Origin of the sequence: Saccharomonospora amisosensis (assembly GCF_011761185.1) — a bacterium.
In the GTDB taxonomy this organism is placed as follows: Bacteria; Actinomycetota; Actinomycetes; order Mycobacteriales; family Pseudonocardiaceae; genus Saccharomonospora_A; species Saccharomonospora_A amisosensis.
In genome coordinates, this window is the sequence record NZ_JAAOYM010000001.1 from 1030423 (window position 1) to 1054697 (window position 24275).

A 24275-nucleotide genomic window follows, 5' to 3' on the forward strand; every position below is an offset into this window, starting at 1 on the left:
ACCTCGTGGCTCAGGGAAGCGGCGGGACCTCGTCCTCGCCGCCTGCGCTGCCGTCGAAGTCCACCGACGAGTAGGCGCGAAGCTTGGTCAACCGGTGGTAGCCGTCGATCATCCGCACGGTCCCCGACTTCGAGCGCATCACGATCGACTGCGTGGTGGCGCCGCCCGCGCGGTAGTGAACACCCCGCAGCAGGTCACCGTCGGTGACCCCGGTGGCGCAGAAGAACACGTTGTCTCCGCGAACGAGATCGTCGATGGTCAGCACGCGATCGAGGTCGTGTCCCGCGGCGAGAGCCTTCTCGCGTTCCTCGTCGTCCTTGGGCCACAGCCTGCCCTGCAACTCGCCGCCGAGGCACTTCAACGCGCATGCCGCGATGATGCCCTCCGGTGTGCCACCGATACCGAGCAGCATGTCGACGCCGGTGGTCGGGCGGGCCGCCGCGATGGCGCCTGCCACATCGCCATCGGTGATGAACCGGATGCGGGCACCCGCCGCGCGAACCTCCTTCACGATGTTCTCGTGCCTGGAACGGTCCAGGATGCAGACCGTCACGTCCGACGTGGAGCTGTGCTTTGCCTTGGCGACCCGCCGGATGTTCTCAGCGATAGGGGCGGACAGGTCCACCGCACCGGCCGCTTCGGGGCCCACCGCCAGCTTTTCCATGTAGAAGACAGCCGAGGGGTCGAACATGGCGCCCCGCTCGGCGACCGCGAGCACGGCGAGTGCGTTGGGCATACCCTTCGACATCAGTGTGGTGCCGTCGATCGGGTCGACGGCGACATCACACTCCGGCCCGTCGCCGTTGCCCACGACCTCCCCGTTGTAGAGCATGGGCGCCTCGTCCTTCTCGCCCTCGCCGATCACGACGACGCCCCGCATCGACACGGTGCCGATCAACTGGCGCATGGCGTCCACGGCGGCACCGTCACCGCCGTTCTTGTCTCCCTTTCCGACCCACCGGCCCGCGGCCATGGCGGCGGCCTCGGTCACCCGCACCAGTTCCATGGCGAGGTTGCGGTCAGGAGCCTCTACTTTCCTCGAACTACCGGCGGACTGGCTGGCGGCGGTCATGGTCCCTCCCGGATGGCGTTGTTCGGCGACAGCGTCGAGGAGATCTAACGGCCTTAACGGCCTCGGCCTCCCGCCGGTGTCGTGGACGTCACTCCGAGTTGCCGGCCACGTCCTCGGAGACCTCGACGTCAGGCGTGTCCTCTACCGTAGCCAGCGCCGCTTCGATGCGCTCGCGTGCACCCTCCAGATGTCGCTCGCACAGCCTGGCCAGCCGCTCGCCCCGCTCCCACAGCGCAAGGGACTGCTCCAGGGACAGCCCGCCGCTCTCCAGCTCCCTGACAACCTCGATCAGTTGGTCCCGCGCCTCCTCGTAACCGAGGTCGGCCAGTTGCTCGCCGTCCGCTTCACTCACCGTGTTCGTCTCACACTCTCCGCTGGCCGCCCTACCCGGTTATTCGCGCACACTACCGCTCTGGCCATCGCGTGGTCGTAGCCGACGAACGCCCTGGCGAACTCCTGGCCGTCGGCGTCGGCGATCGCGTCCTCGATATCTGACTGGGCGTTCGCCACGCGCCGCCGGTGAACCGCGCCGTCGGTCAACCACCAGCGAGAGCCCGCGTACAGCGAGGTCGCCTCCGACAGTTCACGCAGGCGGGGGGTCAACTCCCAGCGCACCGCTGAGTCACAGCCCGCGAGCAGCGCCGTCCAGCACCGTGCGGCAGCCGCCTCCGCTTCCGCGGCTCTGCGTCGTACCGTGGTGGCCCGGCCTCGCGCGTTCTCACCCAGGGCTTCCCGGCACAGCCGTGTGGCGACCTCGGTGGTCAGCGGAAGGAACGCACAGCTTTGCATCTGCCTTCACTCCTCTTGCGCGCCCGCGATCGCTCGGATGGCGCCGTCGGCGACCCGCACGCGAAGCGGTGTCCCTTCGGCTACTTGTGAGACCGATCGGAGCACCGCGAGGTTGCCTTGCTCGTCGTGGTACTGCACGACGGCGTAGCCGCGGGCGAGCGTGGCCGAAGGGCCGAGGGCATTGAGCCTCGCCCTTGCGGCGGCCAGCGCTGCCTGCTCGTTACCGACGACCGTGAGTATGGCGCGCCTGCCTCGCTCCAGATGGGTCTGGACATCCGCGGCGCGGCGCTCGATCGGCTCGAGTGGCTCGGCGAGCGACGGCCTGCTGCGCAACTGCTCGAGCAACCTGCGCTGGGTGTCCACCCACCCGTGTAGTGCGCGGCGTGCGCGGTCGCGAAGCTGGTGGACCCGGGCGGTCTCCTCCCGCACGTCCGGCACGACGCGCTTGCCCGCGTCGGTGGGGGTGGAGCAGCGCAGGTCGGCCACATGGTCCAGCAGCGGCGAGTCCGGCTCGTGACCGATCGCGCTGACAACCGGGGTTCCCGCCGCGGCCACCGCTCGACACAGCGTCTCGTCGGAGAACGGAAGCAAATCCTCGACGCTGCCACCACCGCGAGCGATGACGATCACGTCGATGTCGGGGTCGGCGTCCAAAGTGGATAGCGCGCGGACGATCTGTGGTACCGCCGCCGGACCCTGCACAGCGGTGTTCACGACCCGGAAGGCGACGGCAGGCCAACGTGCCTGCGCGTTGACGAGCACGTCGTGCTCGGCGGCGGAGGCCCTTCCGGTGATGAGCCCGACGCCTTTTGGCAGGAACGGCAACCTGCGTTTGCGTTCCTGCGCGAACAGCCCCTCGGCGGCGAGCAGCCTGCGCAGTCGCTCGATGCGAGCGAGTAACTCGCCGATGCCGACGGGACGGATCTCGTTGGCCCGCAGGCTGAGCGTCCCCCTGTTGAGGTAGAACGTCGGCTTCGCGTGCACCACCACCCTCGCCCCGTCACGCAACGGCGGATCGCAGTCACGTACCAGGCTCGCGGCACAGGTAACCGTCATGGACACGTCGGCGGCCGGGTCGCGCAATGTGAGGAACGAGGTCTGCGCTCCCGGCCGGGCCGAGATCTGCGTGACCTGGCCCTCGACCCAGACCGCGCCAAGGCGGTGGATCCAGTCGGCGATCTTGCGAGCCACCGTGCGCACCGGCCACGGGCACTCCGCGGTGGACGGCTCGGCCGTCCGTCTGGTGCGTTCGGTGCCGCTGCTCACCGCGCGGTCGAGCCTTCTGACCCGTCCTGCGGGGACTGCTGGCGCATGTTGCCGATCCGGCGGCCGAGCATGCCGACGAACGAGGGGCGGTTGGCATGCTCGCGCTCGTAGGTCAGCAGTTCCTCCAGTTGCTCGAGCGAGAGCGTCCGAAGCCGCGCTCGGACCTGCGGAAGGGTCAGCTGGTCGTAGCCCGCCAGCCCGCCCGGAGCCGCGGCGGCGCCCGGTGCGGTGGCCATGGCGTCACGCACCCTCACCTGCTGCTGGGTGGGTGGCTCCGGGCTGTCGAACTCGCCCTCGGAGTGCTCCTCACCGAGCGCGCGCTCTTCCAACGCCCACGGGTCGTCATCGCGCGATCGGGTGGTTTCGGTGCCGCCGTATCGCTGCCCGTTGCCGCCGGGCTCGTCCGTCGGTGGCTCGATATCCTCGTCAAAGGTCGCCCAGCTCGGGGTCTCCTCGACCGGGCGAAGGGTGGACAGCGCGTCGTCGCCCTTGATCGCCAGCTCGGTGACGTGCTGCTGCACTCGCATGGACGCCTGCAGCACCTGACTAGCGACGGTCACGGGCAGCTCCGTCAGTTGCTTGGGCAGGTCTCGCACCCGCTCCACCGTCGTGACGGCAAGTCCTGCGGCTACCCGGAGCGGGAACGGGAGATGCTTCATACCCCTAAGCGTGCCGCACATAGCCCTCCCTGCCCAGCCGAACGGGTTAACGCGTGTCGTGTATCCCAGGACATCGTCTCGGGTCTTGCCGTCCGGAGTCGGCCCGTACCCTGGTGGCATGAGTGCTGCGAGTCCAGGAACAGAGCCTGCCACCAGCGTATCGGTCGAGGGCGGCCAACCAAGCCCTTCTACCGGTGGTAAGCGCGTTCTGCTGGCCAAGCCGCGCGGTTACTGTGCCGGGGTCGACCGTGCCGTCATCACGGTCGAGAAGGCTCTGGAGAGGTACGGCCCGCCGATCTACGTCCGCAAGGAGATCGTGCACAACCGGCACGTCGTGGACACGCTGCGAGAGCGTGGGGTGATCTTCGTCGACGAGACGTCGGAGGTGCCGGAGGGCGAGTTGGTCGTGTTCTCGGCCCACGGCGTCTCCCCGGCCGTGCACGCGGAGGCGGAGCAACGCAACCTGCGCACGATCGACGCCACCTGCCCGCTGGTGACCAAGGTGCACAAGGAGGTCACCCGGTTCGCGCGGGAGGACTACGACATCATGCTGATCGGCCACGCCGGGCACGAGGAGGTCGAGGGCACTTCGGGTGAGGCGCCGGACCGGGTCCAGCTGGTGGACACACCCGAGGATGTCGACAAGGTAGCGGTCCGAGACCCCTCCAAGGTGGTGTGGCTTTCGCAGACCACGCTGAGCGTCGACGAGACGATGGAGCGTGTCGAGCAGCTGAAGCAGCGCTTCCCCGAGATCGCCGACCCGCCGAGTGACGACATCTGCTACGCGACCTCGAATCGGCAGGTGGCGGTCAAGGCGATGGCCGCCGAGTGCGACCTCGTGCTCGTCGTCGGCTCGGGCAACTCCTCGAACTCGCGTCGCCTGGTGGAGGTGGCGCTCCAAGCAGGGGCGAGCGACGCCCGCCTCGTCGACTTCGCCCATGAGGTTGACGAGGCATGGCTGGACGGCGTGCAGACCGTCGGTGTGACCAGCGGGGCGTCCGTTCCCGAGGTGCTTGTGATGGAGCTGCTGGAATGGCTCGCCGAACGCGGCTGGGCCGATGTCCAGGAGGTCACCACCGCGAACGAGAAGATCTCCTTCGCCTTGCCGAGAGAACTACGGGGTGATAGCGCGCGCAGCAGCGTGCGCTGACCGAACCGAGGTGCTGGCCAGGGCAGGGCTCAACCGCGGTCGTCCTCCCAGGGGCGGTTGCGGCGCGGCGGCATGCCGGACCGGCCGCCCCGAGGCTGCTGCGGCGGCTCCGGCTTCCTGCCGCGAGGGGGCTCCTCCGGGGGTGTAGGCCTTGGACGCCTCGGCCCGCCTCCGGCATCGGGCGGGGCAGGTGGGCGCCGGTGTGGACTCTTGGGCGCGCTTCGGCCGAGGTCGGCGCGGGTGGGATCGATCCTTACCGACTCGCGCTGGGGCCGGTCATCTTTGCCGCGCTCGCCACCACGACCCTCTCCCGGCCGACCGCGGCCACGCCTTGCCTGCTCCTCCTGTGGCTGGCGGCGTCCGCCCTGACCTGCTGCCGCACCGGGTCCGGGACGCCGTGGCTCGTCCACTCCGTCCCTGGGCCGCTTGCCGCCACCCGAACCACCGCGGCCACCCCTGTCGCGATCCTTGCCACCCTGACGAGCTGAGTCGCGTTCGCGCTTGGAATCCGTCCTCTGCTGGCCGTGCGGATCGCGCTCGCGGTAGATGCGGTAGAACCCGATGCCCACCGTCAACCCCGTCGTGATGGCCATGATCGGAAACGCATTGATCAACGGGGTACTGATGGCCAGGATCTTGGCCAGGGTGTCGCTACCCGATGGCAGCCCCGAGGCGGTCAGCACGAGCGTGGGCACGGTGACCGCGAGAACCAGTGGCGGCGCGACCATGGGTCCGAACAAGTTCCCCCTGCGGACCGCGGCGATGGCGGCAACCGAACCCACGAGGTAACAGCCCTGGAACAGGGCACCGATGGAGTCGGTGATCTGCAGGTCAACGATGGCGCCTACCACGGCGGTGCCCAACGCGACGAGCACCGCTGCCCACCACTGCAACCCGCGGCGCGAGCTGACAACGGAACGCTCGGCCCACGGGACAACAGCGTCGTCGGCAGCGGCTGGGTCGCTCCGGCGGTCTCGAATGGCGGTCACGAGGCAACACCGTATCCCTTGGCCGACCCGAACTCTTGACCACTGTGCAGATCCAGTGGTCGCCGTCCATCAATTCGAGTTCCGTGGTCCGGACCTTTTGGCGCTGCCTTCCCACGCTCGCTCAGCCGTCCGGATACCGGCGAGAACGCCCTGCGACTCCACAACCCCGCTGCACGCATGCCATGTGAAGTACCACACAGTGGGTCTTCTATGCCGCGTCGTCCAGCGATCGCGCGGACGGACGAGGCATGACGTCGTCAGGTGGTCGTCACGTCATCAGACCTCCGCACCGCGGCGACCGGCGAAGGGCTGGCCGCGGCCTCGCTGAGCGGGGCCACGCTGGAGCGGAAACTTTCCAGCGCTTCAAGTTCCCTGCGGCGTGCGGACAGGAAGCGTTGCAGGTGCGTGCTCGACAGGTTGACGGCCTCGACGGCGTTGTCAGCGGCGCGGTGAGCCGAGGCCGCCCGTGCCCGCACCTGTTCCACGTCCTCGAGCAGCGTGCGTTCGGTCGCCGCGAACATCGCGGCCGACGCGACCACCGCGAAACCGGTGGGCCCGCACAGGAACACGCGGCGGTCCAGCAACCAGCGCAGCAACTCCGGGTCGGTGTCCAGTGCCGCAACCACCGCCGCGTCGGAGGGCACGAACATCACGGTGCCGTAGATGGCGTCCGCCCACCGCTGGTACCCCTTGCCTGCCAGTTCCGCGGCACGGGAGCGCAGGTTGCGCACGTGCACCCGCAGCGCGTCAAGTCGTTCCTCCGGATCGTCGGTCTCCACGGCCTCAGCCCAGCAGGCCAGGCTCGCCTTGGCGTCGACGGGCACGGTTCGGCCGCCGCCGACCATCAGCACCATGTCGGGCTTCGCCGCGCCGCCTCCGGCCAGATCGGTCTGCAACGTGAAATGCAGCCCCTCCCGCAGCCCGAGCGCACGTGCCGTCTCGACAAGGACCTGCTCACCCAACTCCCCTCGGCCGCTGATCGAGGCGAAGGCGACCTCGTAGCGCCGAAGCGCGGCCTGCTGCTCATCGACCCTCGCGCGCTCGGCTGCCACCTGCCGCGCCGCCGCGTCGGCCCTGCGCATGCCGTCCTGATACAGGCGCCACAGCATGGCGACCGCTGCCGCCAGCAGCAGGGCGACCACGGAGGCGGCCGTGGCGAGCACAGCCGGAGTCGCAGAAGCCGCAGAAGCCGCAGAAGCCGCAGAAGCCGCAGAAGCCGCAGAAGCCACCGGGTCGCTCCTTCCTCGTGACGGGACCGGCCCATCATGGCGCAGCGGGCCGACGGAAAACGACCAGCCAGACAGTCGAACACACGTTCGAGTGACACGCCGAGGATTTGTCCGGTGTTCTGTCGGGTCCGGCCTCTACGTTGATCGCGTGCGCCTGCTGCATACCTCCGACTGGCACGTGGGAAGAACGTTCCACGGTACGGACCTGCTCGCCGAGCAGGAGGCCGTTCTTGATCACCTCGCGGCCGTAGTGGTCGACGAAGCGGTCGACGTCGTACTGGTCGCGGGTGACGTCTACGACCGCGCGGTCCCTTCGGCCGAGGCGGTACGGGTGGCCGGTGGAGCGCTCAGCCGCATCCGCGACGCGGGCGCGCAACTTGTCATCACGTCGGGCAACCACGACTCGGCCGCCAGGTTGGGTGCCTTCGCGGACTTCGCCGCGCGGGGCGGGCTGCACCTACGTACCACCGTGGCAGCCATCGATCGTCCGGTCGTGCTCGACGACGAACACGGTCCGGTGGCTGTGTACGGCATCCCTTACCTGGAGCCGGAACCGGCAAGGCACGCACTGGGCGTGCCGGAAGCCAGGGGACACACCGGAGTGCTCACCGAGGCAATGCGTCGTATCGGTGCCGACCTCGCGTCCAGGCCTGGCCGCACCCGCTCGGTGGTGCTGGCGCACGCGTTCGTCACCGGTGCCGCGCCGAGCGAGTCCGAACGCACCATCGCGGTCGGCGGTGTCGAGCAGGTTCCCGCCTCGGTGTTCAACGGCGTGGACTACGTCGCCCTCGGGCACCTGCACCGACCGCAGCGCGTCACCGAACACCTCAGGTATGCGGGCAGCCCGCTCGCCTACTCCTTCTCCGAGACCGCTCGCAAGTCGGTCTGGCTGGTCGACCTCGACGCCGACGGCCTGGCCGAGGTGCGGCGAAGGGAATTGCCCGTGCCGAGGCGGCTCGCGACGGTGACCGGCCCGCTGGAACACCTGCTGCGGGCCCCGGAGTACGACGACGTCGTCGACTGCTACCTGTCGGTGACGCTGACCGACCGGGTGCGTCCGGTCGACGCCATGCGCAGGCTGCGCGAACGGTTTCCCTACGCGGTGCATCTCGACTGGCGGCCCGAGACGGGGGCGGAGACGGTGCTGCGTTATGCCGAGGCGGTTCGAGGCCGCTCGGACATAGAGATCGCCTCAAGCTTTCTCACCGATTGCAGAGGAGCTCCGCCCACCGAGCGGGAGCACGCGCTCCTCGCCACCGCGCTGGAGGCGGCGGGCAAGGCCGATCCGGGAGAAAGGGACCGGGAATGAGACTGCACCGGTTGGAGATCGCCGCGTTCGGGCCTTACGCGCGCCGCGAGGTGGTCGACTTCGACGCGCTCGGCGCCGACGGGCTGTTCCTGCTGCACGGCGACACCGGCGCAGGCAAGACGACGCTGCTCGACGCGGTCGCGTTCGCGCTCTACGGCACGGTGCCAGGGGCGCGTGGACAGGTGAAGCGCCTGCACTGCGATCTCGCCGAGCCCGACACCGACACCGAGGTCGCTCTCGAACTCACCGTGCAGGGACACCGCATTCGGATCGTGCGCGGCCCCGAATACCGCAGGCCCAAGCGGCGAGGTGACGGGTACACCACCCAGCAGGCGCGCGCCTCGCTGACCTGGTTGAGCTGCCCGCCGCACGGCCACGCGGCCGAGGGTGTGACTCGCATCGACGAGGTCGGTCGCACTGTGCAACGGCTGCTCGGGATGAGCGCCGAGCAGTTCTTCCAGGTCGTGCTGTTGCCGCAGGGCGAGTTCGCGCGGTTTCTGCGGGCCGAGACCACCGAACGCGAACAACTACTGGAGCGGCTGTTCGGCACGCAGCGCTTCGCCGACGTCGAACGCTGGTTTCGTGACCTGCGGACCACTCGCGGCAGGGAACTCGAACGGCGACGCGCTGCCGCACGAGAATGGGTCGCCAGACTCGCACAGGTCGCGCAGACGGAGGCGCCGGAAGAACCAGGGCTGGACTGGGCCACCGAGATCAGGCAGCATGCGACCGCCGCACTGGCCGCCGCGCGGGGGGAGGAGCGCGCCGCGAGCGCGGCGAGGCGGGACGCCGAGGCCACGTTGCAGGAGCGCCGCGCGGCCGCCGACCGGGTGCGCAGGGTGCGGGCCGCGCACCGCAGGCTGGTCGAGTTGTGGGAGCAGGCCGACCAGCGCGCGAGCTGGAAGTCGGAACAGGCCGCGGCGCGGCGGGCACACCCGGTAGCGGAGCTGGCAGCCGAGCTGGATCGGGTGACCGAGCGGCTTGAGCACGCACGGCGGGACGAGACGGTGGCCGAGCGAGCCTGCCTGGCCCTGGGGTTCGAACAGCCGCAGGCCGAGGTCGCTGTGCTACGGGCCAGGGCGGCGGCGCTGCGGGAGCAGGCAGGGCAACTGGCAGGTCTGGTCGAAGAGGCCGGGCGGCAGACCGGGGACCGCGACCGGTTGGCCCGATTCGAGGAGCGGGCTGCCTACGCGGCGGAACAGGCGGCAGCCATCAGCCAGAAGCTGGAAGGCTTCCCCGAGCGCATGAGGCAGCTCAACGCCGAGTACGAGCTGGCGAGGCAGGCGGAGGCCGGGTTTGAGGCGATCCGGGCGAGGGAACAGGAGGCGGCGGCCGCGCTCGCCGACGCCGACCGGCTGCCCGAGCTGGAGCGGGTTGTACAGCACGCGCTGGACGCGGAGCGCGTCGCCGTCGACGACCATCAGTCGGCCCGCGCCACGCTGCTCGACCTGCGCGAGCGGCGGTTGGCAGGGATGGCGGCCGAGTTGGCGGCCGGGCTGGCTGACGGCGCGCCTTGCCCGGTGTGCGGCTCGGCTGAGCATCCGGCACCGGCCGAGGCGAGTGCCGACTCCGTGGGCGATGCCGAGGAGCGTGCCGCGGCCGAGCGGGAGCGGCAGGCCGAGCAGCGCCGGGACCTCGCCGTGGACGCGCGCTACCGAGCGGAAAACGAACTCGCTCTCGTGAGGGAACGACTGTCCGGCCAGACCCGCGAGCAACTCGCGAAGAACCTCACCGCGCTCGGTGCCGAACTGCGGTCGCTGACTCAGCGAGCGACAAGTAAGGCGCGGCTGGAGGAGTCGATCCGGAACGCGCAGGCGGAGGCCGACGAACTCACGGCCGATCGGACGAGGATGCACAGCGAGGAAAGCGAGGCTCGGGCCAAGCAGCGTGCCCTCGCCGAGCGGATCGACGAACGGGCGCAGCGCCTCGACGCCGCCCGGGGTGACTTCGATGACGTGGGCAAGCGGCGGGAACACCTGGTGTTGCTGGGCGAGGCGGCAGAAGAACTCGCCGATGCCCGGTCCGCTCGCGCAGCGGCCGAGGAGTTGCTCGAAGAACGACATGGCGCGGTGCTGGACGCTGCGCGGCGCGCGGGCTTCGCCACGGTGGAGGACGCGCTGTCGGCGGCAAGGCCACAGTCCCGCCTCGCCGAACTTGAGCGGTGGCTGACCGAGGCCGAGCGCGCCGAGGCAGCCGCTAAGGGAGTGCTGGAGGAACCCGAGCTGCGTGGCGTTTCACCCGAGGAAGAGGTGGACGTCGAACCCGCACAGCAGGCGGTGGAGGACGCACGGAGCCGGGCGGAGTCCGCTGTCGCCGCCGTGCGGGCGTGTTCGCAGCGGGCACACGACCTCGACACCCTGGCCGAGCACTTCCGCTGCGCACTTTCCGAGCTGGAACCCGCGGAGCGGGAGTATGCCGAACTGGAAGCGCTCACCGACGTGGTCAACGGCAGGGGACAGAACGCGAGGCGGATGTCGCTGCGGTCCTACGTCCTCGCCGCCCGGTTGGAAGAGGTCGCGGTGGCCGCCACCGCCCGGTTGCGGTCGATGAGTCAGGGCCGGTTCTCGTTCGTTCACTCCGATGCCGCCGGCTCACGGGGCACCAGAGGCGGGCTCGGCCTCGATGTGCTCGACGACTACTCGGGCACCGTGCGTCCCGCGAAGACACTGTCAGGGGGAGAGTCGTTTCTGGCATCGCTGGCGCTGGCGCTCGGTCTGGCCGACGTGGTCGCCGCACAGACCGGGGGTGCGCTACTCGACACGCTGTTCGTGGACGAGGGGTTCGGGACGCTGGACAGCGAGACGCTGGATGTCGTGATGGATGTGCTGGACGAGTTGCGTGCGGGCGGGCGTGTCGTCGGCCTGGTGTCCCATGTGGAGGAACTGCGGCAGCGCATCCCGATGCGGCTACGGGTGCGCAAGTCGCGGACGGGCTCCACGGTTCGGCTGGAAGGGGGGATGCCGGTGGCGTGCTGACCGGCCGGGCGCTGGTACGTCACCTCGGCGAGGGCCCCGCCGGGGATTCGTGGGCGAGCAGCCACCGCTTGACATGTAGACCCCAGCGGAAACCACCGAGTCCACCGTCGATTCGCACGATCCGGTGGCATGGCACGAACAGTGCCGTTGCGTTGCGGGCACAGGCGGCGGCCGCGGCGCGGACAGCCTGTGGCCTTCCCGCGAGCTCGGCGAGATCACTGTAGGTCAGCGGCTTGCCCGCGGGGACGCCACGCAACACCTCCCAGGTGTGTGCGATGAACTCGCCTGATCGCTGCCGTACGGGTACCTGATCGACGGCGTCGAGCTCACCCTCGTGGTAGCGGCGAACGGCTCGGGTGACCGGCCCGAGTTCGTCGCGGGCGCGCAGCTCGGTGGGCGTCAGCGCGGCGGGGACCACTTTCAGCAACTCGTGCGGTTCCGCGGTCCAGCCCGAGGCGATCACAGCTCCGTCGGCCGCGACCAGGGCGGTGAAGGGGCCGATCGGGGTGTGGTGTGTGGACCAGCTGGCGATGTTCACGTGGTTCCTCCGTTGTTGTGGTTGGCGCTGACTCGCCACAGGTACATGGCCGCGTAGGAACGCCAGGGGCGCCACGTCGCGGCGTGGCGGGCCAGCTGTGTCGTGCTGTCACCGATGCCGATGCTTGTCGCGCCCCTGCGCAGCGCGAGATCGTTGTGCGGCAGGATGTCCGGCTGGCCGAGTAGCCGCATCAGCACGTAGTCGGCCGTCCACGGGCCGATTCCGGGTGCGGACAGCAGTTGCTGCCGAAGTTCGTCGGGGTCACGTCCGACGTGCGGGTCGAGTTCGCCTGCCGCCAGCGCTTCGGCCACCGCGCGGATCGAGTCGACGCGTCTGCGCGGTCCTCGCAGCACAGCCTCGGCGTTCCGCGCCACGGCGGCCGCGGTGGGGAACAGCAGGCCAGGGTCGTCGGTACCGGCGAGCGGCACGGGCTCGCCCAGTTCGGCGACCAGCTTGCTCGCCGCTGTGCGGGCGGCCGCGACCGACACCTGCTGTCCCAGCATCGTGCGCAGCAGCAGCTCGGGGCCGTCCACCGCGCCGGGCACCCGGATGCCGGGCGCCTCCGCGACGGCAGCGGCCAGTGCGGGATCGGCGGCGAGGACATGGCCGACGGCGGCGGGGTCGGCGTCCAGGTCCAGCAGGCGGCGCACGCGGGCGACGGCGCTCGCGAGGTCCCGGACGTCGGTGAGCCGAAGATCGCAGCGCACGTAGGTGTCCGACGGGTTGAGCGCGACCAGCCCGCTGCCGTGCGGCAGTCGAAGTGTCCTGCGGTAGTCGCCTGCGGTGGACTCGACACCGGGCAAGGCCCTTTCACGGAGAAAGCCGAGTAAGCCGACAGCGTCGAGTGGTGGCCGAAACGGCAGTCGCAGGCTGAGCCGGGCCCCCGCTCGCGTGGTCGGAGCAGGGGGTTCGACTCGTGCGCGCTTGCCGTGGGCCGCCGCCCGCAACTGCGACGGTGTCGTCGCGAACACCTCCCTGATCGTGTCGTTGAACTGCCGCACGCTGGCGAACCCGGCGGCGAACGCGACGTCGGTCAGTGGCATGGCGGACAGTTCGATGAGCAGCCGGGCGGCGTGGGCGCGGTGAGCGCGGGCCAGTGCGAGCGGTCCCGCGCCGAGTTCGGCGGTGAGCACCCGCCCCAGTTGCCGCTGCGAGTAGCCGAGCTTTCGGGCCAGTCCCGAGACACCTTCGCGCTCCACCGTCCCCTCGGCGATGAGGCGCATCGCGCGAGCGGCCAGATCGGCGCGGACGTTCCACTCGGGCGAACCGGGCACGGCATCAGGAAGGCATCGCTTGCACGCGCGGTAGCCGTTCGACTGCGCGGCCGCGGCGGTGGGGAAGAACTTCACGTTACCGGCCTTGGGTGGCATCGCCGGGCAGGAGGGCCTGCAGTAGATCCCGGTAGTACGCACGGCGACGATGAACTGCCCGTCGAAGCGGGCGTCCCGCGACGTGACGGCGCGGTAACAGCGCTCTGTGTCCCGCCACAGCGAGTGAGGCGCCGAATGCGTTGCCGTTGCCTGAGCCATGCTCTGATCGTGCCAGCAGCTCAGCAGCGTGACTGGCGGAAATCGGACAGTAATGTCGCGGTGCGGTCCTCGGCAGGCGGCAGTACCGTCGTGCCCATGACGAAGGGTGTGCGCGTACGTCCGCTGCGTGCCTGTGTCGTGGCCATGGGTGCGCTGGCGGCGATCGTGTTCGGTTCCGCCTGCGACGAGCCGCAGCGAGGATACGACGGCGGCGACCAGGAACAGGAGCGGGAGCAGGACGGCGACGGTGAGCGCGAGCAGGACGGCGACGGCGGCTGAGCAGGGTCGCGGTCCCGGCACGTACACTGGATCTCCGTGAGTCTGACCCTCGGCATCGTCGGCCTGCCCAACGTCGGCAAGTCCACCCTGTTCAACGCGCTGACCCGTAACGACGTGCTCTCCGCGAACTACCCGTTCGCGACGATCGAGCCGAACGTCGGCGTGGTCGCCCTGCCGGACCCACGGCTGGACAAGCTGGCGGAGTTGTTCGGCTCGGCTCGGACGGTCCCAGCCACGGTGTCCTTTGTGGATATCGCGGGGATCGTGAAGGGTGCTTCGGAAGGCGCGGGCCTCGGCAACAAGTTCCTGGCAAACATCCGCGAGGCCAACGCGATCTGCCAGGTGATCCGCGTGTTCGAGGACCCCGATGTCACGCACGTCGAGGGCAATGTCGATCCGATGTCCGACATCGAGACGATCAACACGGAGCTGATCCTGGCGGATCTGCAGACGCTGGACAAGGCGCTGCCAAGGATGGAGAAGGAAGCGCGGACCAGGAAGGAGGCCAGGCCTGCCTTCGACAACGCCAAGCGCGCCAAGGAAGTCCTCGACTCCGGCCGCACGCTGTTCTCCGCGCAGGACGAGGTCGATCTGGACGGCCTGCGCGAGCTGAGCCTGCTGACCGCCAAGCCGTTCCTGTACGTGTTCAACGCCGACGAGGGCGTGCTCACCGACCAGGCAAGGCGTGCCGAACTGGCGAAGCTGGTCGCTCCAGCCGATGCCGTGTTCCTCGACGCCAAAGTGGAGTCCGAACTGCTCGAACTGGACGACGAGGAGTCGGTCCGCGAACTGCTGGAGTCGGTGGGGCAGGCCGAACCTGGGCTGCACGCGCTGGCTCGGGCCGGATTCCACACTCTCGGCTTGCAAACGTTCTTGACCGCTGGGCCGAAGGAAGCGCGGGCGTGGACGATCCGAAAGGGCGCCACCGCGCCACAGGCGGCTGGTGTGATCCACACCGACTTCGAGCGCGGGTTCGTCAAGGCCGAGGTCGTGTCCTTCGACGATCTGGTGGAGGCGGGTTCGATGGCCGCCGCCCGTGCGGCGGGCAAGGTGAGGATGGAGGGTAAGGACTACGTCATGGCCGACGGTGACGTGGTCGAGTTCCGGCACGCGCCGGTCTCAGGGCGGTAGCCACACCCTGGCCTCAGCTCAGGCAGGTCACCGGCACCCGGTGCGGGAGGTTGTTGGCGAAGCCGCCCCGGTTCCACGAGCCGTCGTCGGGCTGGGTGTTGCCCTCGGCGTCGACCGCCCGAACAGCGAGCGTGTGCCTTCCCGGCACGGCGTCCCATACCGCGCTCCACCGCCGCCACGCCCAGCGGCCACCGTCGTCGGGGCCAAGCCTCGCGCGTGACCAGGTCCTGCCGTCGTCGTGGCTGAACTCCACCGCGGCCAGCGGTGCCCTGCTCGACCACGCTCGGCCGGTCAGTCCCACGGGCCCCGGGTGCACGAAGCGCTCCCGCGTCTGGAAGTCGGGGAATCCGGGCGGGACGAGCAGCGCCCTCGGCGCTATCCACGAGACCGCCTCTCCTTGCTCTTCGCGATCCTGCCGGATGCGGTAGGCCACCGTGTTCTGAAAGCCGGTGAACAGCTCCTCGATCAGTTCGATCGAACGCAGCCACTTCACGTGTGCCATCCCGTACCAGCCTGGGACCACCAGCCGCAGCGGGTAGCCGTGCTGGGGTGGCAGTGGCGCGCCGTTCATCTCGTAGGCCAGCAGCACGTCATCGCCGAGCGCGTCTGTGACGGCGAGGCCACGCTGGTAGTCCTGCTCGACGCCGCGTTCCACGCCGTGGTCGGCGCCGGTGAAGACGGCATCGACCGCCGATGAGGTGACGCCCGCCGTTTCCAGCACCGTGCGCAGCGGCACCCCCGTCCAGTCGGCGGTGCCCACCGCTTCCACCAGCCACGGCTGGCTGATCGGACGCGGACGCAGGTGCGCGCGACCGTTTCCGGCGCACTCCATCGTCACGCGCACCGTGCGGGAGGGCAGCGCGCGCAGTTCGGCCAGGGACAGCGTCAGTTCGGTTTCGACCGCCCCTGCGACCTTGAGCTGCCAGGTCGCTGGGTCGAGGTGCGGGATGTCGTAGTGGATGAGCAGGTAGTGCAGTCCTTGCGGCGTCACGTCGTGGCGCAGTGCCTCCAGCGGCATGCCGTGGTTGCGCGCCGCGAGCGCGAGTTCGTCGATCGTGATGCCCTCGTCGTCAGCCGCGAGCCGCGCCGGCCGGCTGACCTCGCTCAGCTGTGTGGTCATCCTCACAGCATGCGCCTCGGCCGGGTACGCGGTCGAGCCACAGCCGCAACTCAGTGACTTTACAAAAGGTTCCCTCTTGTCAAAGTAGGTGTACAACTCCTACGGTTCTGTAAACCCGAGCCGTAGGAGGTCAGGCCATGGTGAGTGTCAGCGGTGACACCGGCACGATCCCGCCAGGATCGACGCAGCGATGGAAGGACAGGAAGCGCTACCTGTGGTTGATCGGCCTGGTGGTGCCGTCGCTGGCCTTCGTGGCACTGGGCATGCATTCCGTCACCGGTTGGGGAGTGTGGTTCTGGATCGGCCCCATCGTGATCCTGGTGGTCGTTCCCGTCATCGACCTGGTCACCGGGCTGGACAAATCCAACCCGCCCGACGACATGATCGAGGCACTCGAGCGGGACAAGTACTACCGCTGGATCACCTACCTGTTCCTGCCCGTCCAGTACGCGGGCTTCATGATGGCGTTCTGGCTGATAGCGCGGGGCGACCTGGGCGTGGTCGACAACATCGGGCTGGCGATCTCCATCGGCTGCATCGGCGGTATCGGCATCAACACCGCCCACGAACTGGGGCACAAGAAGGAGAGCCACGAGCGCTGGCTTTCCAAGATCGCGCTCGCGCAGAGCGGCTACGGCCACTTCTACATCGAGCACAACCGCGGTCACCACGTGCGGGTCGCTACACCGGAGGACCCGGCAAGCAGCAGGCTGGGCGAGAGCTTCTACCGGTTCTGGCCACGCACCGTCGCCGGTTCGCTGAAGAGCGCATGGCGGCTGGAGAAGCGCCGCTATGCCCGTCGTGGCCAGCACCCCTTCCGCATCGGCAACGACGTGCTCAACGCATGGGCGATGACGGCCGTGCTGTGGGGCGCGATGATCGCATGGCTCGGCGTCGGCATCCTGCCCTACCTGCTGATCCAGGCGGTCGTCGGACTGTCCCTGCTAGAGGTCGTGAACTACCTGGAGCACTACGGCATGCTGCGGCAGCAGGTCGGCCCCGAAGGAAGGCGGCGTTACGAGCGGGTCGACCCCAGCCACAGCTGGAACTCCAACAACATCGCCACCAACGTGCTGCTGTATCACCTGCAGCGGCACAGCGACCACCACGCCAACCCCACCCGCCGCTACCAGACGCTGCGTGACTTCGCCGAATCCCCGGTGCTGCCCACCGGCTACGCCGGGATGATCGTGCTGGCGCTGCTGCCGCCGCTGTGGCGCAGGGTGATGGACCCGAAGGTTCTCGCGCACTTCGACGGCGACATCTCGCGCGCCAACATCGACCCGCGCCGTAGGGAGAAGGTGCTGGCCAGGTACCCGGTGCCCGCACGAGCGGCCGAGGAGCGGGCCACCAGGAGCGCGGGAAGCGTGACCGCGGCGCCTGCTTCCTCGGGCGCGGCACAGTGTCCCGGTTGCGGCTACGTGTACGACGAGGCGGTCGGCGATCCTAGGGAAGGCTTCCTCGCTGGCACCCCGTGGTCGGCCGTTCCGGACAACTGGTGCTGCCCTGACTGCGGTGTGCGCGAGAAGGTCGATTTCGTCGCGCTGCCCGCGCTGACGAGGGGACAGGCGTGATGCGGATCGAGGCCGATCGCGGCAAGTGCGAAGGGCTGGGCATGTGCGAAGCCATGGCGCCGGACTTCTTCGAGGTCGCCGACGACGGTAGCGTGCGCGTGCTCGAGGAGCGCCCGGCCGAGGAACATCGGGAACACGTCTCGGCCGCCGTCGACGCCTGCCCCATGCTGGCGTTGAGGCTGCGGGGCTGATCGTCATGGACAGGCTCGTGGTTGTGGGTGCCTCCGTGGCGGGCTTGCGTGCGGTCGAGGCGGCCCGCCGCGGTGGCTACGGCGGGCGAGTCACCCTTGTGGGCGCGGAGGAACACCTGCCCTACGACCGCCCATCGCTTTCGAAAACCTTCCTCGAAACGGCGGGTCCGGTGCGGGCTCGCCCGCTGCGCAGCGAGCAGGAACTGCGGGAGGAGTTGGGGGTTGAGCTGATGTTCGGCACACCGGCGGACGCGCTGGACACCACGGCCAAGGAGATCGCCGTGGCGGGTGAGGCGGTGCCCTACGACGCACTGGTGATCGCCACCGGCGCTGCGCCGCGACCACTGCCGGGCGCGCAGCGGGTTCACGGGGTGCATCACCTGCGCACCGTCGAGGACGCGTTGGCGGTGCGTGCCGCACTGGACGCCGGTGCCCGCGCCGTGGTCATCGGGGCCGGGTTCATCGGCTCGGAGGTCGCTTCCGCAGCCCGCAGGCGAGGGCTGCCGGTGACGGTCGTCGAGGCCGACGAGCTGCCGCTCACCCGCTCGGTGGGTCCCGAGGTCGGTGCGATCTGCGCGGAGCTGCACCGTGAGGCAGGCACCGACCTGCGGCTGAACACCCTGGTGAGTGCGGTGGAGTCCCGGCACGGCCGGGTCAGCGGCGTACGACTGGCCTGCGGGACGGTGTTGCCCGCCGAACTGGTCGTACTGGGCACCGGGGTCGCACCGTCGACGGGTTGGCTGGCGGGCAGTGGACTGTCGCTGCACCCCCGCGACAGTGGCGTCGTCTGTGCCGCCACGCTGTCCGCCGAGGGCGCCTCAGGGGTGTACGCGGCGGGGGACGTGGCGCACGTGCCGAACGCCCTGTTCGACGGTGAGCTGCTGCGACCGGAGCACTGGATGAACGCGACCGAGCAGGGTGCCGCCGCGGGCAGCGCCGCGGTCGGGGCGCGTTCGCCGTCGGGTGGGGTGTCGGTGCCGTACTTCTGGTCGGACTGGTACGGCCACCGGATTCAGTTCGTTGGCATCCCGCACGCCGACGAGGTGGTCGTCGCGGGCGGGTCCGGACCCGGGTTCACGGCGCTGTACCGGCGGGGTGACCGGTTGGTCGGCGCGCTCACGGTGGACCGGCGCAGGCAGGTGCACAGCTTCCGCAAGTTGATCACGCAACGGGCTCGCTTGGCTGAGGCGTTGACGCTCGCGGAGGAGGCGGCGACGCCTGCCTAGGATGGCGGTCATGACACAGGCCGTGGCGACGGGTTCCAGCCATACGCGGCAGCGGATCATCGCGGCGGCGATCGAGTTGACCGCCCGCGACGGGTGGTCGAGCGTGACCATGGCGCGGCTGGCTGAGGCGGTCGGGGTCAGCAGGCAGACGGTATACAACGAGGTGGGCTCCAAGCCCGCACTGGCCGAGGCGATGGTCCTCGACGAGTTGGGCCGGTTCCTCGACGCGGTCGAGCGAGCGTTCGACGAGCACCCGGGTGACCTCATGGCGGCGATCCGGTCGGCGGCTCGCGCGGTGCTCGAACTGGCCGAGGACAACGTGCTGCTGCGCGCGATCGTGTCGGCCACTCATGCCGCGGGCACCGACCTGCTTCCGCTGCTGACCACTCACGCCGGTTCGCTGCTTTCTACGGCGAGGGCCGTGCTGACCGAGCGGCTGGCGCGGTTCGAGTTGCCCTTCGACGAACACCAACGCACCGTCGTGATCGACGTGGTGGTGCGGGTGGTGCTCAGTCATGTCATGCAGCCCTCCGACACCCCGGCGCGCACGGCGGAGGACATCGCGTGGGTTGCTGGCCGGGTACTGGGCGCACCGCACTGACCGGTGTCGGAACGCAGAACTCGCGGGCGAGAGCGGGGGACTCGCGGTGGGGGTTACGGGCGGGTTGTCGGTGAGCCCATCACCGGTTCGTCGGGTCGCCGCCTGCCCTTGGCTGTGTAGAACAGCACGCCTCCCGCGACCGCGATAATCATCGCGAACGCGGTGCTGCCCACGACGAGCGCCTGAACGACCCCGTCCGAGGTTGGACTAGCGGCCTGCTCCTGGGTGTCCTTCGTCGCGGCGGCCGCGGGCAGCACCCCGGCGCCGAGCAACATCATGATCAGTAGCCCGAGCGCAGAGGCGGACGGGACACGCCGCACGGAACGGTTCATCGCGCACTCCCTTCGACACGGATCGGCTACCCACAACCACGTCCGTTGCCACGTCAGGAGTTGCCCACGATGCCCGAGATCACACCGAGTCGATCACCTCGTCGATTTCTTCGGCGAAAGTCACGTCCTTTTCGGTGATACCGCCCTCGGAGTGTGTGCTGAGCCGGAACTTCACGGTGCGCCAGCGGATATCGATGTCGGGATGGTGGTTGACACTTTCCGCGATCTCGGCGACCCGGTTCACCACCTGGATCGCCTGCGGGAAGTTCGCCAGCTCCACCGACCGCTCGATGGCGTCGCCGTCGCGCCGCCATTGCGGAAGGTGCGTCAGTGCTTCGTCGATGCGTTCTTCGCTGAGTACATCTGCCATGCGTCCATGGTGATGTCAGGGCGAGTACGCTGCACCTCTGCCACGGGAGTCCGGCCCAGCCGGGCTGAGAGGTGGGCCGAAGCCCCACGACCGTTCGCACCTGATCCGGATCATGCCGGCGAAGGAAGGCTCGCGCCATCCTTGCCGCGGCGACAAGGAGGCCGCATGAGTGGACAATCGCGGAGCTTGCGACGCCTTGCTCATGCGGGCCGACCGGGGTGGGCCCCCGCTGTGGCAGGTTTGTGGGCCACAGCAGGGGAGGGTGTCCCGCAAGATGCCGGAGGCCGCACGAGATACCTGCGGGTGATCGCCGTGCTCGTCGCGGTCGTGTTGCTCAGCGCTGGCTGCACGCTGGTCGGCGAATCGGGGGAGCAGGAGCAGGGCCCGGTCACGGTCACGCTGGTAACCCACGACTCGTGGGCGGTCCCGAAGGACGTGCTCGCCGCTTTCGAGCAGCGCGCGGGTATCCGGGTGCGCGTGCTCAAGGAGGGCGACGCGGGAGAACTCACCAACAAGCTGGTCCTGACCAAGGCCAACCCGATCGGTGATGTCGCGTACGGCGTGGACTCGACGTTCGCCTCGCGCGCGCTCGCCGAGGGCGTGTTCGAGCCGTACACCAGCCCGGAGGCCGACCGTGGCCCGCAGCGTTACGCGATCGACCGGCAGCACCGGCTGTCGGCGGTGGACGTGGGCGACGTCTGCGTGAACGTCGACACCCAGTGGTTCGCCGAGCGTGACCTGCCGCTGCCGCGGACGCTCGACGACCTCACCAAGCCGGAGTACCGCGGCCTATCGGTGGTGCAGAACCCCGCCACCTCGTCGCCGGGGCTGGCGTTCCTGCTCGCGACCGTAGCCGAGTTCGGCGAGCCGGGGTGGGCCGACTACTGGCGCCGGCTGGCCGACAACGGGGTGCAGGTGGTCAGCGGCTGGACCCAGGCCTACACCCAGGAGTTCTCCGGTTCCTCCGGCAAGGGGCCGCGCCCGATCGTGGTGTCGTACGCCTCCTCTCCCGCCGCCGAGGTCGACGCCGAGGGCAGGCCACGCACCGAGGCGCTGCTGGACACCTGCTACCGGCAGGTGGAGTACGCGGGCGTGCTCGCGGGCACATCGCGGCCGCAGAAGGCGGGCCAGGTCGTGGACTTCCTGCTGTCGCAACAGTTCCAGTCCACCGTGGCCGAGAACATGTACGTTTATCCCGCGCGGCAGGGGGTGGCGCTGCCGTCCGGCTGGGACAAGGTGGCGCCGCCGCCCGCGGACCCGGCCTCGTTGCCGGGTGAGCGAGTGCGTACCGAGCGCGAACGCTGGATCAAGCAATGGCGCGACCTGCTGGGAACGTAGCGGCCGGCACGCTGTCGGCCGCACTGCCGATCGGGTTCCTCGCGGTGTTCTTCGCCTGGCCGGTCGTGGCGATCCTGCGGCTGGGTTTCAGCGAAGGGGCCGTGATCACCACGCTGGCGCAGGCGCAGACCTGGGAGCTGGCGACCTTCACGGTCGGGCAGGCCGCGGCCGCCACCGCGGTCGCCGTCGTGGCAGGGCTCCCGGTCGCGTACCTGATCGCCCGGGTGCGGCTGCCCGGTGTCGCCGCCGTTCGCACGTTCGTGCTGGTGCCGTTCGTGCTGCCGACCGTGGTGGTCGGGCTGGCGTTTCGCACGCTGTGGCCGGGTGGCGGGGTGATGACGATCGTGCTGGCCAACGCGTTCTTCAACGTCGCTGTCGTGGCGCGGACCGTGGGTGGGCTGTGGGGGCAGCTCGACCGCAGAGGGGAGGACGCGGCGCGGGCGCTGGGCGCCTCGCCGTGGCAGGCTTTTCGATCGGTGACCCTGCCCGCGCTGGCACCGGCGATCGCGTCGGCTGCGGCCGTGGTGTTCCTGTTCTGCGCCACCAGCTTCGGGGTCGTGCTGCTTCTCGGTGGCTCGCGGCTGCGCACGCTGGAGACCGAGATCTACCTGCGCACGGTGGAGCTGCTCGACCTGTCCGGCGCCGCCGCGCTGTCACTGGTACAGCTCGCCGCGGTCGTCGCCGCGTTGGCGATCGGTGCGGTGGCTCGCGGACGCGGGGAGAAGGCGGCCGTTCTGAATGGTCGCGCCAGGTCGGCACGGGCGCCGCGACGGAGTGAGTGGTGGGTCGTCGGCGGGGGTTTCGCCGTGATCGCCCTGCTGGCCGTCCCGATTGTCGCGCTGCTCGTCCGCTCGGTGTCCGGCCGGGACGGTTGGAGCCTCGCGGGGTACCGCGCGCTCTCCGGCGCGGGCGAGGGCGGCGTGCTCACCGTGACTGGATGGCAGGCGGCGATGAACTCGCTGCGTACGGCCTTTGACGCCACGGTGTTCGCGATGCTGGTCGGCGTGGTCGCGGCGGTGACACTGGTGTCGTTTCGACGTTCGAGGCAGCGTGCGGCACGTCTCGGCGGCGATCTGATGGATGCGGCGTTGATGCTGCCGCTCGGTGTGTCCGCGGTGACCGTCGGGTTCGGCTATCTGGTGACACTCGGTGACCTGCCCTGGGACCTGCGCACGTCGCCGCTACTGGTTCCGTTCGCCCAGGCCCTCGTCATCATCCCGCTGGTCGTGCGGATGGTGCTGCCCGTGCTGAGATCGGTGGACGAGCGGCTGCGCCAGGCCGCCGCCACCCTCGGGGCACGGCCGGCCCGGGTGTGGCGGGAGGTGGATCTGCCGCTGGTCGGCCGCTCGCTCGCGGCGGCGGCGGCCTTCGGCTACGTGGTAGCGCTCGGCGAGTTCGGCGCCACCAGCTTCCTCGCCAGGCCGGAGGCCCCCACGCTGCCGGTGGCGATCGCCGACCTGGTGAGCAAGCCCGGCGAGTTGAACAGCCAGTTGGCGTACGCGGCGTGCGCGTTGCTGATGGTGGTCACCTTCGCGGTGGCGGCGGTGATCGACCGGCTGCGTTCGCCGCAGTCGCGGGTCGGGGAGTTCTGATGCTCACCGTGTCGGGGTTGACCGTGCGATACGGCGGTTTCGTCGCGGTGAGGGAGTCGAACCTGGAGATCGCGGACGGCGAGGTGCTCGCCCTGCTCGGGCCGTCGGGATCGGGCAAGTCGACGCTGCTGCGCGCGATCACCGGGTTGGAACCCTCGGCAACCGGCGAGGTGCGTTGGGACGGTGCCGACCTCTCGCGGGTGCCGGTGCACCGCCGCAACTTCGGGTTGGTCTTTCAGGACGGCCAGCTGTTCCGGCACCGCGACGTCGCGGGCAACGTCGCCTTCGGGCTGCGGATGCGCGGGGTGAGCGCCGCTGAACAGGCGGAACGGGTGAGCGAACTGCTGGAGTTGGTGGGGCTGTCCGGCTACGAGCGGCGCGCGGTGGGCGAGCTGTCCGGAGGTGAGGCGCAGCGGGTCGCGCTGGCGAGGGCGCTCGCGCCCCGCCCGCGGCTGCTGCTGCTCGACGAGCCGCTGTCCGGGCTGGACAGGGAACTGCGGGAACAGTTGGCGATCGACCTCGCCGAGGTGTTGCGCCGAGCCAAGATCACCACGCTGCTGGTGACGCACGACCAGGAGGAGGCCTTCACGCTCGCCGACCGGCTCGCCGTGCTCGACGCGGGCGAGATCCGGCAGGTGGGCGATCTGCTTGACGTGTGGCGGCGGCCGGTGGACGAACGTGTGGCGCGGTTCCTCGGCGTCAGCACGGTACTGGCAGGGCAGGTGACCGACGGCGTGCTTCGCTGCCCACTTGGCGAGTGTCCGCTGCCATGGGCGCCGTCGGGAGCGCTGACACTGGGCCTTCGGCCCAACGCCGTGCGGGTGGCTCCCGAAGGGCAGGGGGCCGAGGTGCTGGCGAAGGTGCACCGGCGCGACCATGTACGGCTGTCGGTGCGGCCGGACACCGGAGCGGACCGGGTGGACGCCGTCGCGTCGATGACCGACGACATCCATCCCGGCGACCGCGTTCACCTCGCGCTGGATCCCGACGGGATCGCGGTGATCGGCCGGTGAAGC

General features: G+C 69.8%; 24 protein-coding genes and 1 riboswitch. Of the genes, 12 read left to right on the forward strand and 12 right to left on the reverse strand.

The window, feature by feature from the left end:
- Positions 1–10: 10 nt before the first annotated feature.
- The 5 genes from glpX to FHU38_RS05150 form a co-directional block, all read right to left on the reverse strand.
- Positions 11–1072 (reverse strand): class II fructose-bisphosphatase, encoded by a 1062-nt coding sequence (glpX, locus tag FHU38_RS05130; RefSeq protein ID WP_167167001.1) that lies wholly within the window; start codon positions 1070–1072, stop codon positions 11–13.
- An 88-nt stretch (positions 1073–1160) separates the two neighbouring features.
- Entirely contained in the window at positions 1161–1424 is a 264-nt protein-coding gene (locus tag FHU38_RS05135; protein ID WP_167167003.1) for an exodeoxyribonuclease VII small subunit, read from the reverse strand.
- Complete coding sequence (locus tag FHU38_RS05140) at positions 1421–1861, reverse strand: hypothetical protein (protein ID WP_167167005.1); 441 nt, start codon at positions 1859–1861, stop codon at positions 1421–1423. Before FHU38_RS05140 ends, FHU38_RS05135 begins: the two co-directional genes overlap by 4 nt.
- Before the next feature lie 6 nt (positions 1862–1867).
- The gene (gene xseA / locus FHU38_RS05145; RefSeq protein WP_167167007.1) at positions 1868–3127 is read right to left on the reverse strand and encodes an exodeoxyribonuclease VII large subunit; all 1260 of its coding nucleotides are present in this window, start codon (positions 3125–3127) and stop codon (positions 1868–1870) included.
- Positions 3124–3786 carry a lipid droplet-associated protein gene (locus FHU38_RS05150; RefSeq protein ID WP_167167009.1) on the reverse strand — a complete coding sequence of 221 codons (663 nt, stop codon included), beginning with the start codon at positions 3784–3786 and terminating at the stop codon, positions 3124–3126. The genes xseA and FHU38_RS05150 overlap by 4 nt, the downstream gene beginning before the upstream one ends.
- Positions 3787–3904: 118 nt before the next feature.
- Here FHU38_RS05150 and FHU38_RS05155 point away from each other — a divergent pair, with 118 nt between their 5' ends.
- Positions 3905–4936 (forward strand): 4-hydroxy-3-methylbut-2-enyl diphosphate reductase, encoded by a 1032-nt coding sequence (locus tag FHU38_RS05155; RefSeq protein WP_167167011.1) that lies wholly within the window; start codon positions 3905–3907, stop codon positions 4934–4936.
- Positions 4937–4965: 29 nt separating this feature from the next.
- Here the strand turns inward: FHU38_RS05155 and FHU38_RS05160 are convergent, their stop codons facing one another.
- A complete protein-coding gene (locus tag FHU38_RS05160) occupies positions 4966–5925 on the reverse strand; it encodes a DUF6542 domain-containing protein (RefSeq protein WP_167167013.1) in 960 nt (319 codons plus the stop codon).
- A gap of 257 nt (positions 5926–6182) precedes the next feature.
- Positions 6183–7088 carry a DNA recombination protein RmuC gene (rmuC, locus tag FHU38_RS05165; protein WP_167167015.1) on the reverse strand — a complete coding sequence of 302 codons (906 nt, stop codon included), beginning with the start codon at positions 7086–7088 and terminating at the stop codon, positions 6183–6185.
- Positions 7089–7302: 214 nt separating this feature from the next.
- Between rmuC and FHU38_RS05170 the strand changes: the two genes are divergently transcribed.
- Both FHU38_RS05170 and FHU38_RS05175 read left to right on the forward strand, forming a co-directional pair.
- Positions 7303–8463 (forward strand): exonuclease SbcCD subunit D, encoded by a 1161-nt coding sequence (locus FHU38_RS05170; protein ID WP_167167017.1) that lies wholly within the window; start codon positions 7303–7305, stop codon positions 8461–8463.
- On the forward strand, positions 8460–11438 hold the full coding sequence (locus FHU38_RS05175) for an AAA family ATPase (RefSeq protein WP_167167019.1): 2979 nt from the start codon (positions 8460–8462) through the stop codon (positions 11436–11438). Before FHU38_RS05170 ends, FHU38_RS05175 begins: the two co-directional genes overlap by 4 nt.
- A gap of 19 nt (positions 11439–11457) precedes the next feature.
- On the opposite strand, the gene FHU38_RS05180 is transcribed toward FHU38_RS05175, so the two are convergent.
- Complete coding sequence (locus tag FHU38_RS05180; protein ID WP_167167021.1) at positions 11458–11976, reverse strand: methylated-DNA--[protein]-cysteine S-methyltransferase; 519 nt, start codon at positions 11974–11976, stop codon at positions 11458–11460.
- Positions 11973–13505 (reverse strand): DNA-3-methyladenine glycosylase 2 family protein, encoded by a 1533-nt coding sequence (locus FHU38_RS05185; protein WP_167167023.1) that lies wholly within the window; start codon positions 13503–13505, stop codon positions 11973–11975. Before FHU38_RS05185 ends, FHU38_RS05180 begins: the two co-directional genes overlap by 4 nt.
- A 96-nt stretch (positions 13506–13601) precedes the next feature.
- Here FHU38_RS05185 and FHU38_RS05190 point away from each other — a divergent pair, with 96 nt between their 5' ends.
- A complete protein-coding gene (locus FHU38_RS05190) occupies positions 13602–13784 on the forward strand; it encodes a hypothetical protein (RefSeq protein WP_167167025.1) in 183 nt (60 codons plus the stop codon).
- Positions 13785–13820: 36 nt separating this feature from the next.
- Positions 13821–14915 (forward strand): redox-regulated ATPase YchF, encoded by a 1095-nt coding sequence (gene ychF, locus FHU38_RS05195; RefSeq protein WP_167167027.1) that lies wholly within the window; start codon positions 13821–13823, stop codon positions 14913–14915.
- 13 nt (positions 14916–14928) lie between these two features.
- Here the strand turns inward: ychF and FHU38_RS05200 are convergent, their stop codons facing one another.
- On the reverse strand, positions 14929–16035 hold the full coding sequence (locus FHU38_RS05200) for a sulfite oxidase (RefSeq protein ID WP_167167029.1): 1107 nt from the start codon (positions 16033–16035) through the stop codon (positions 14929–14931).
- 137 nt (positions 16036–16172) lie between these two features.
- Between FHU38_RS05200 and FHU38_RS05205 the strand changes: the two genes are divergently transcribed.
- Genes FHU38_RS05205 through FHU38_RS05220 form a run of 4 tightly spaced genes read left to right on the forward strand, consistent with a single transcriptional unit; the run spans position 16173 to position 19627 of the window.
- Positions 16173–17609 (forward strand): fatty acid desaturase, encoded by a 1437-nt coding sequence (locus tag FHU38_RS05205; protein ID WP_167167031.1) that lies wholly within the window; start codon positions 16173–16175, stop codon positions 17607–17609.
- Positions 17609–17800, forward strand: coding sequence for a ferredoxin (locus tag FHU38_RS05210; RefSeq protein WP_167175552.1), 192 nt, complete (start codon positions 17609–17611; stop codon positions 17798–17800). Before FHU38_RS05205 ends, FHU38_RS05210 begins: the two co-directional genes overlap by 1 nt.
- A 5-nt stretch (positions 17801–17805) precedes the next feature.
- Entirely contained in the window at positions 17806–19026 is a 1221-nt protein-coding gene (locus FHU38_RS05215; protein WP_167167033.1) for an NAD(P)/FAD-dependent oxidoreductase, read from the forward strand.
- A gap of 1 nt (position 19027) precedes the next feature.
- On the forward strand, positions 19028–19627 hold the full coding sequence (locus tag FHU38_RS05220; protein ID WP_167167035.1) for a TetR/AcrR family transcriptional regulator: 600 nt from the start codon (positions 19028–19030) through the stop codon (positions 19625–19627).
- 53 nt (positions 19628–19680) lie between these two features.
- On the opposite strand, the gene FHU38_RS05225 is transcribed toward FHU38_RS05220, so the two are convergent.
- Together FHU38_RS05225 and FHU38_RS05230 are read right to left on the reverse strand one after the other, a co-directional pair.
- On the reverse strand, positions 19681–19959 hold the full coding sequence (locus FHU38_RS05225; protein ID WP_167167037.1) for a hypothetical protein: 279 nt from the start codon (positions 19957–19959) through the stop codon (positions 19681–19683).
- A gap of 79 nt (positions 19960–20038) precedes the next feature.
- Positions 20039–20329 (reverse strand): 4a-hydroxytetrahydrobiopterin dehydratase, encoded by a 291-nt coding sequence (locus tag FHU38_RS05230; protein WP_167167039.1) that lies wholly within the window; start codon positions 20327–20329, stop codon positions 20039–20041.
- Between the two features lie 32 nt (positions 20330–20361).
- A riboswitch (TPP riboswitch) is annotated at positions 20362–20473 on the forward strand.
- 153 nt (positions 20474–20626) lie between these two features.
- Here FHU38_RS05230 and FHU38_RS05235 point away from each other — a divergent pair.
- From FHU38_RS05235 to FHU38_RS05245, 3 genes are read left to right on the forward strand one after another with little or no spacing between them, the layout of a single operon-like run.
- A complete protein-coding gene (locus FHU38_RS05235) occupies positions 20627–21667 on the forward strand; it encodes a thiamine ABC transporter substrate-binding protein (protein ID WP_167175555.1) in 1041 nt (346 codons plus the stop codon).
- The gene (locus tag FHU38_RS05240) at positions 21643–23259 is read left to right on the forward strand and encodes an ABC transporter permease (RefSeq protein ID WP_167167041.1); all 1617 of its coding nucleotides are present in this window, start codon (positions 21643–21645) and stop codon (positions 23257–23259) included. Before FHU38_RS05235 ends, FHU38_RS05240 begins: the two co-directional genes overlap by 25 nt.
- Entirely contained in the window at positions 23259–24272 is a 1014-nt protein-coding gene (locus tag FHU38_RS05245) for an ABC transporter ATP-binding protein (RefSeq protein ID WP_167167043.1), read from the forward strand. Before FHU38_RS05240 ends, FHU38_RS05245 begins: the two co-directional genes overlap by 1 nt.
- Positions 24273–24275 lie beyond the last annotated feature (3 nt).

Excerpts from the sequence above, each read along its gene's own strand:
- FHU38_RS05175 (WP_167167019.1), top strand. The coding sequence starts at position 8,460 with ATGAGACTGCACCGGTTGGAGATCGCCGCGTTCGGGCCTTACGCGCGC.
- FHU38_RS05205 (WP_167167031.1), top strand. The coding sequence starts at position 16,173 with ATGGTGAGTGTCAGCGGTGACACCGGCACGATCCCGCCAGGATCGACG.
- FHU38_RS05240 (WP_167167041.1), top strand. The coding sequence starts at position 21,643 with ATGGCGCGACCTGCTGGGAACGTAGCGGCCGGCACGCTGTCGGCCGCA.
- FHU38_RS05200 (WP_167167029.1), bottom strand. The coding sequence starts at position 16,035 with ATGACCACACAGCTGAGCGAGGTCAGCCGGCCGGCGCGGCTCGCGGCT.
- FHU38_RS05225 (WP_167167037.1), bottom strand. The coding sequence starts at position 19,959 with ATGAACCGTTCCGTGCGGCGTGTCCCGTCCGCCTCTGCGCTCGGGCTA.
- FHU38_RS05140 (WP_167167005.1), bottom strand. The coding sequence starts at position 1,861 with ATGCAAAGCTGTGCGTTCCTTCCGCTGACCACCGAGGTCGCCACACGG.
- FHU38_RS05190 (WP_167167025.1), top strand. The coding sequence starts at position 13,602 with ATGACGAAGGGTGTGCGCGTACGTCCGCTGCGTGCCTGTGTCGTGGCC.
- glpX (WP_167167001.1), bottom strand. The coding sequence starts at position 1,072 with ATGACCGCCGCCAGCCAGTCCGCCGGTAGTTCGAGGAAAGTAGAGGCT.
- FHU38_RS05230 (WP_167167039.1), bottom strand. The coding sequence starts at position 20,329 with ATGGCAGATGTACTCAGCGAAGAACGCATCGACGAAGCACTGACGCAC.
- FHU38_RS05150 (WP_167167009.1), bottom strand. The coding sequence starts at position 3,786 with ATGAAGCATCTCCCGTTCCCGCTCCGGGTAGCCGCAGGACTTGCCGTC.
- FHU38_RS05245 (WP_167167043.1), top strand. The coding sequence starts at position 23,259 with ATGCTCACCGTGTCGGGGTTGACCGTGCGATACGGCGGTTTCGTCGCG.
- FHU38_RS05185 (WP_167167023.1), bottom strand. The coding sequence starts at position 13,505 with ATGGCTCAGGCAACGGCAACGCATTCGGCGCCTCACTCGCTGTGGCGG.
- FHU38_RS05155 (WP_167167011.1), top strand. The coding sequence starts at position 3,905 with ATGAGTGCTGCGAGTCCAGGAACAGAGCCTGCCACCAGCGTATCGGTC.
- FHU38_RS05215 (WP_167167033.1), top strand. The coding sequence starts at position 17,806 with ATGGACAGGCTCGTGGTTGTGGGTGCCTCCGTGGCGGGCTTGCGTGCG.
- FHU38_RS05220 (WP_167167035.1), top strand. The coding sequence starts at position 19,028 with ATGGCGGTCATGACACAGGCCGTGGCGACGGGTTCCAGCCATACGCGG.
- FHU38_RS05210 (WP_167175552.1), top strand. The coding sequence starts at position 17,609 with ATGCGGATCGAGGCCGATCGCGGCAAGTGCGAAGGGCTGGGCATGTGC.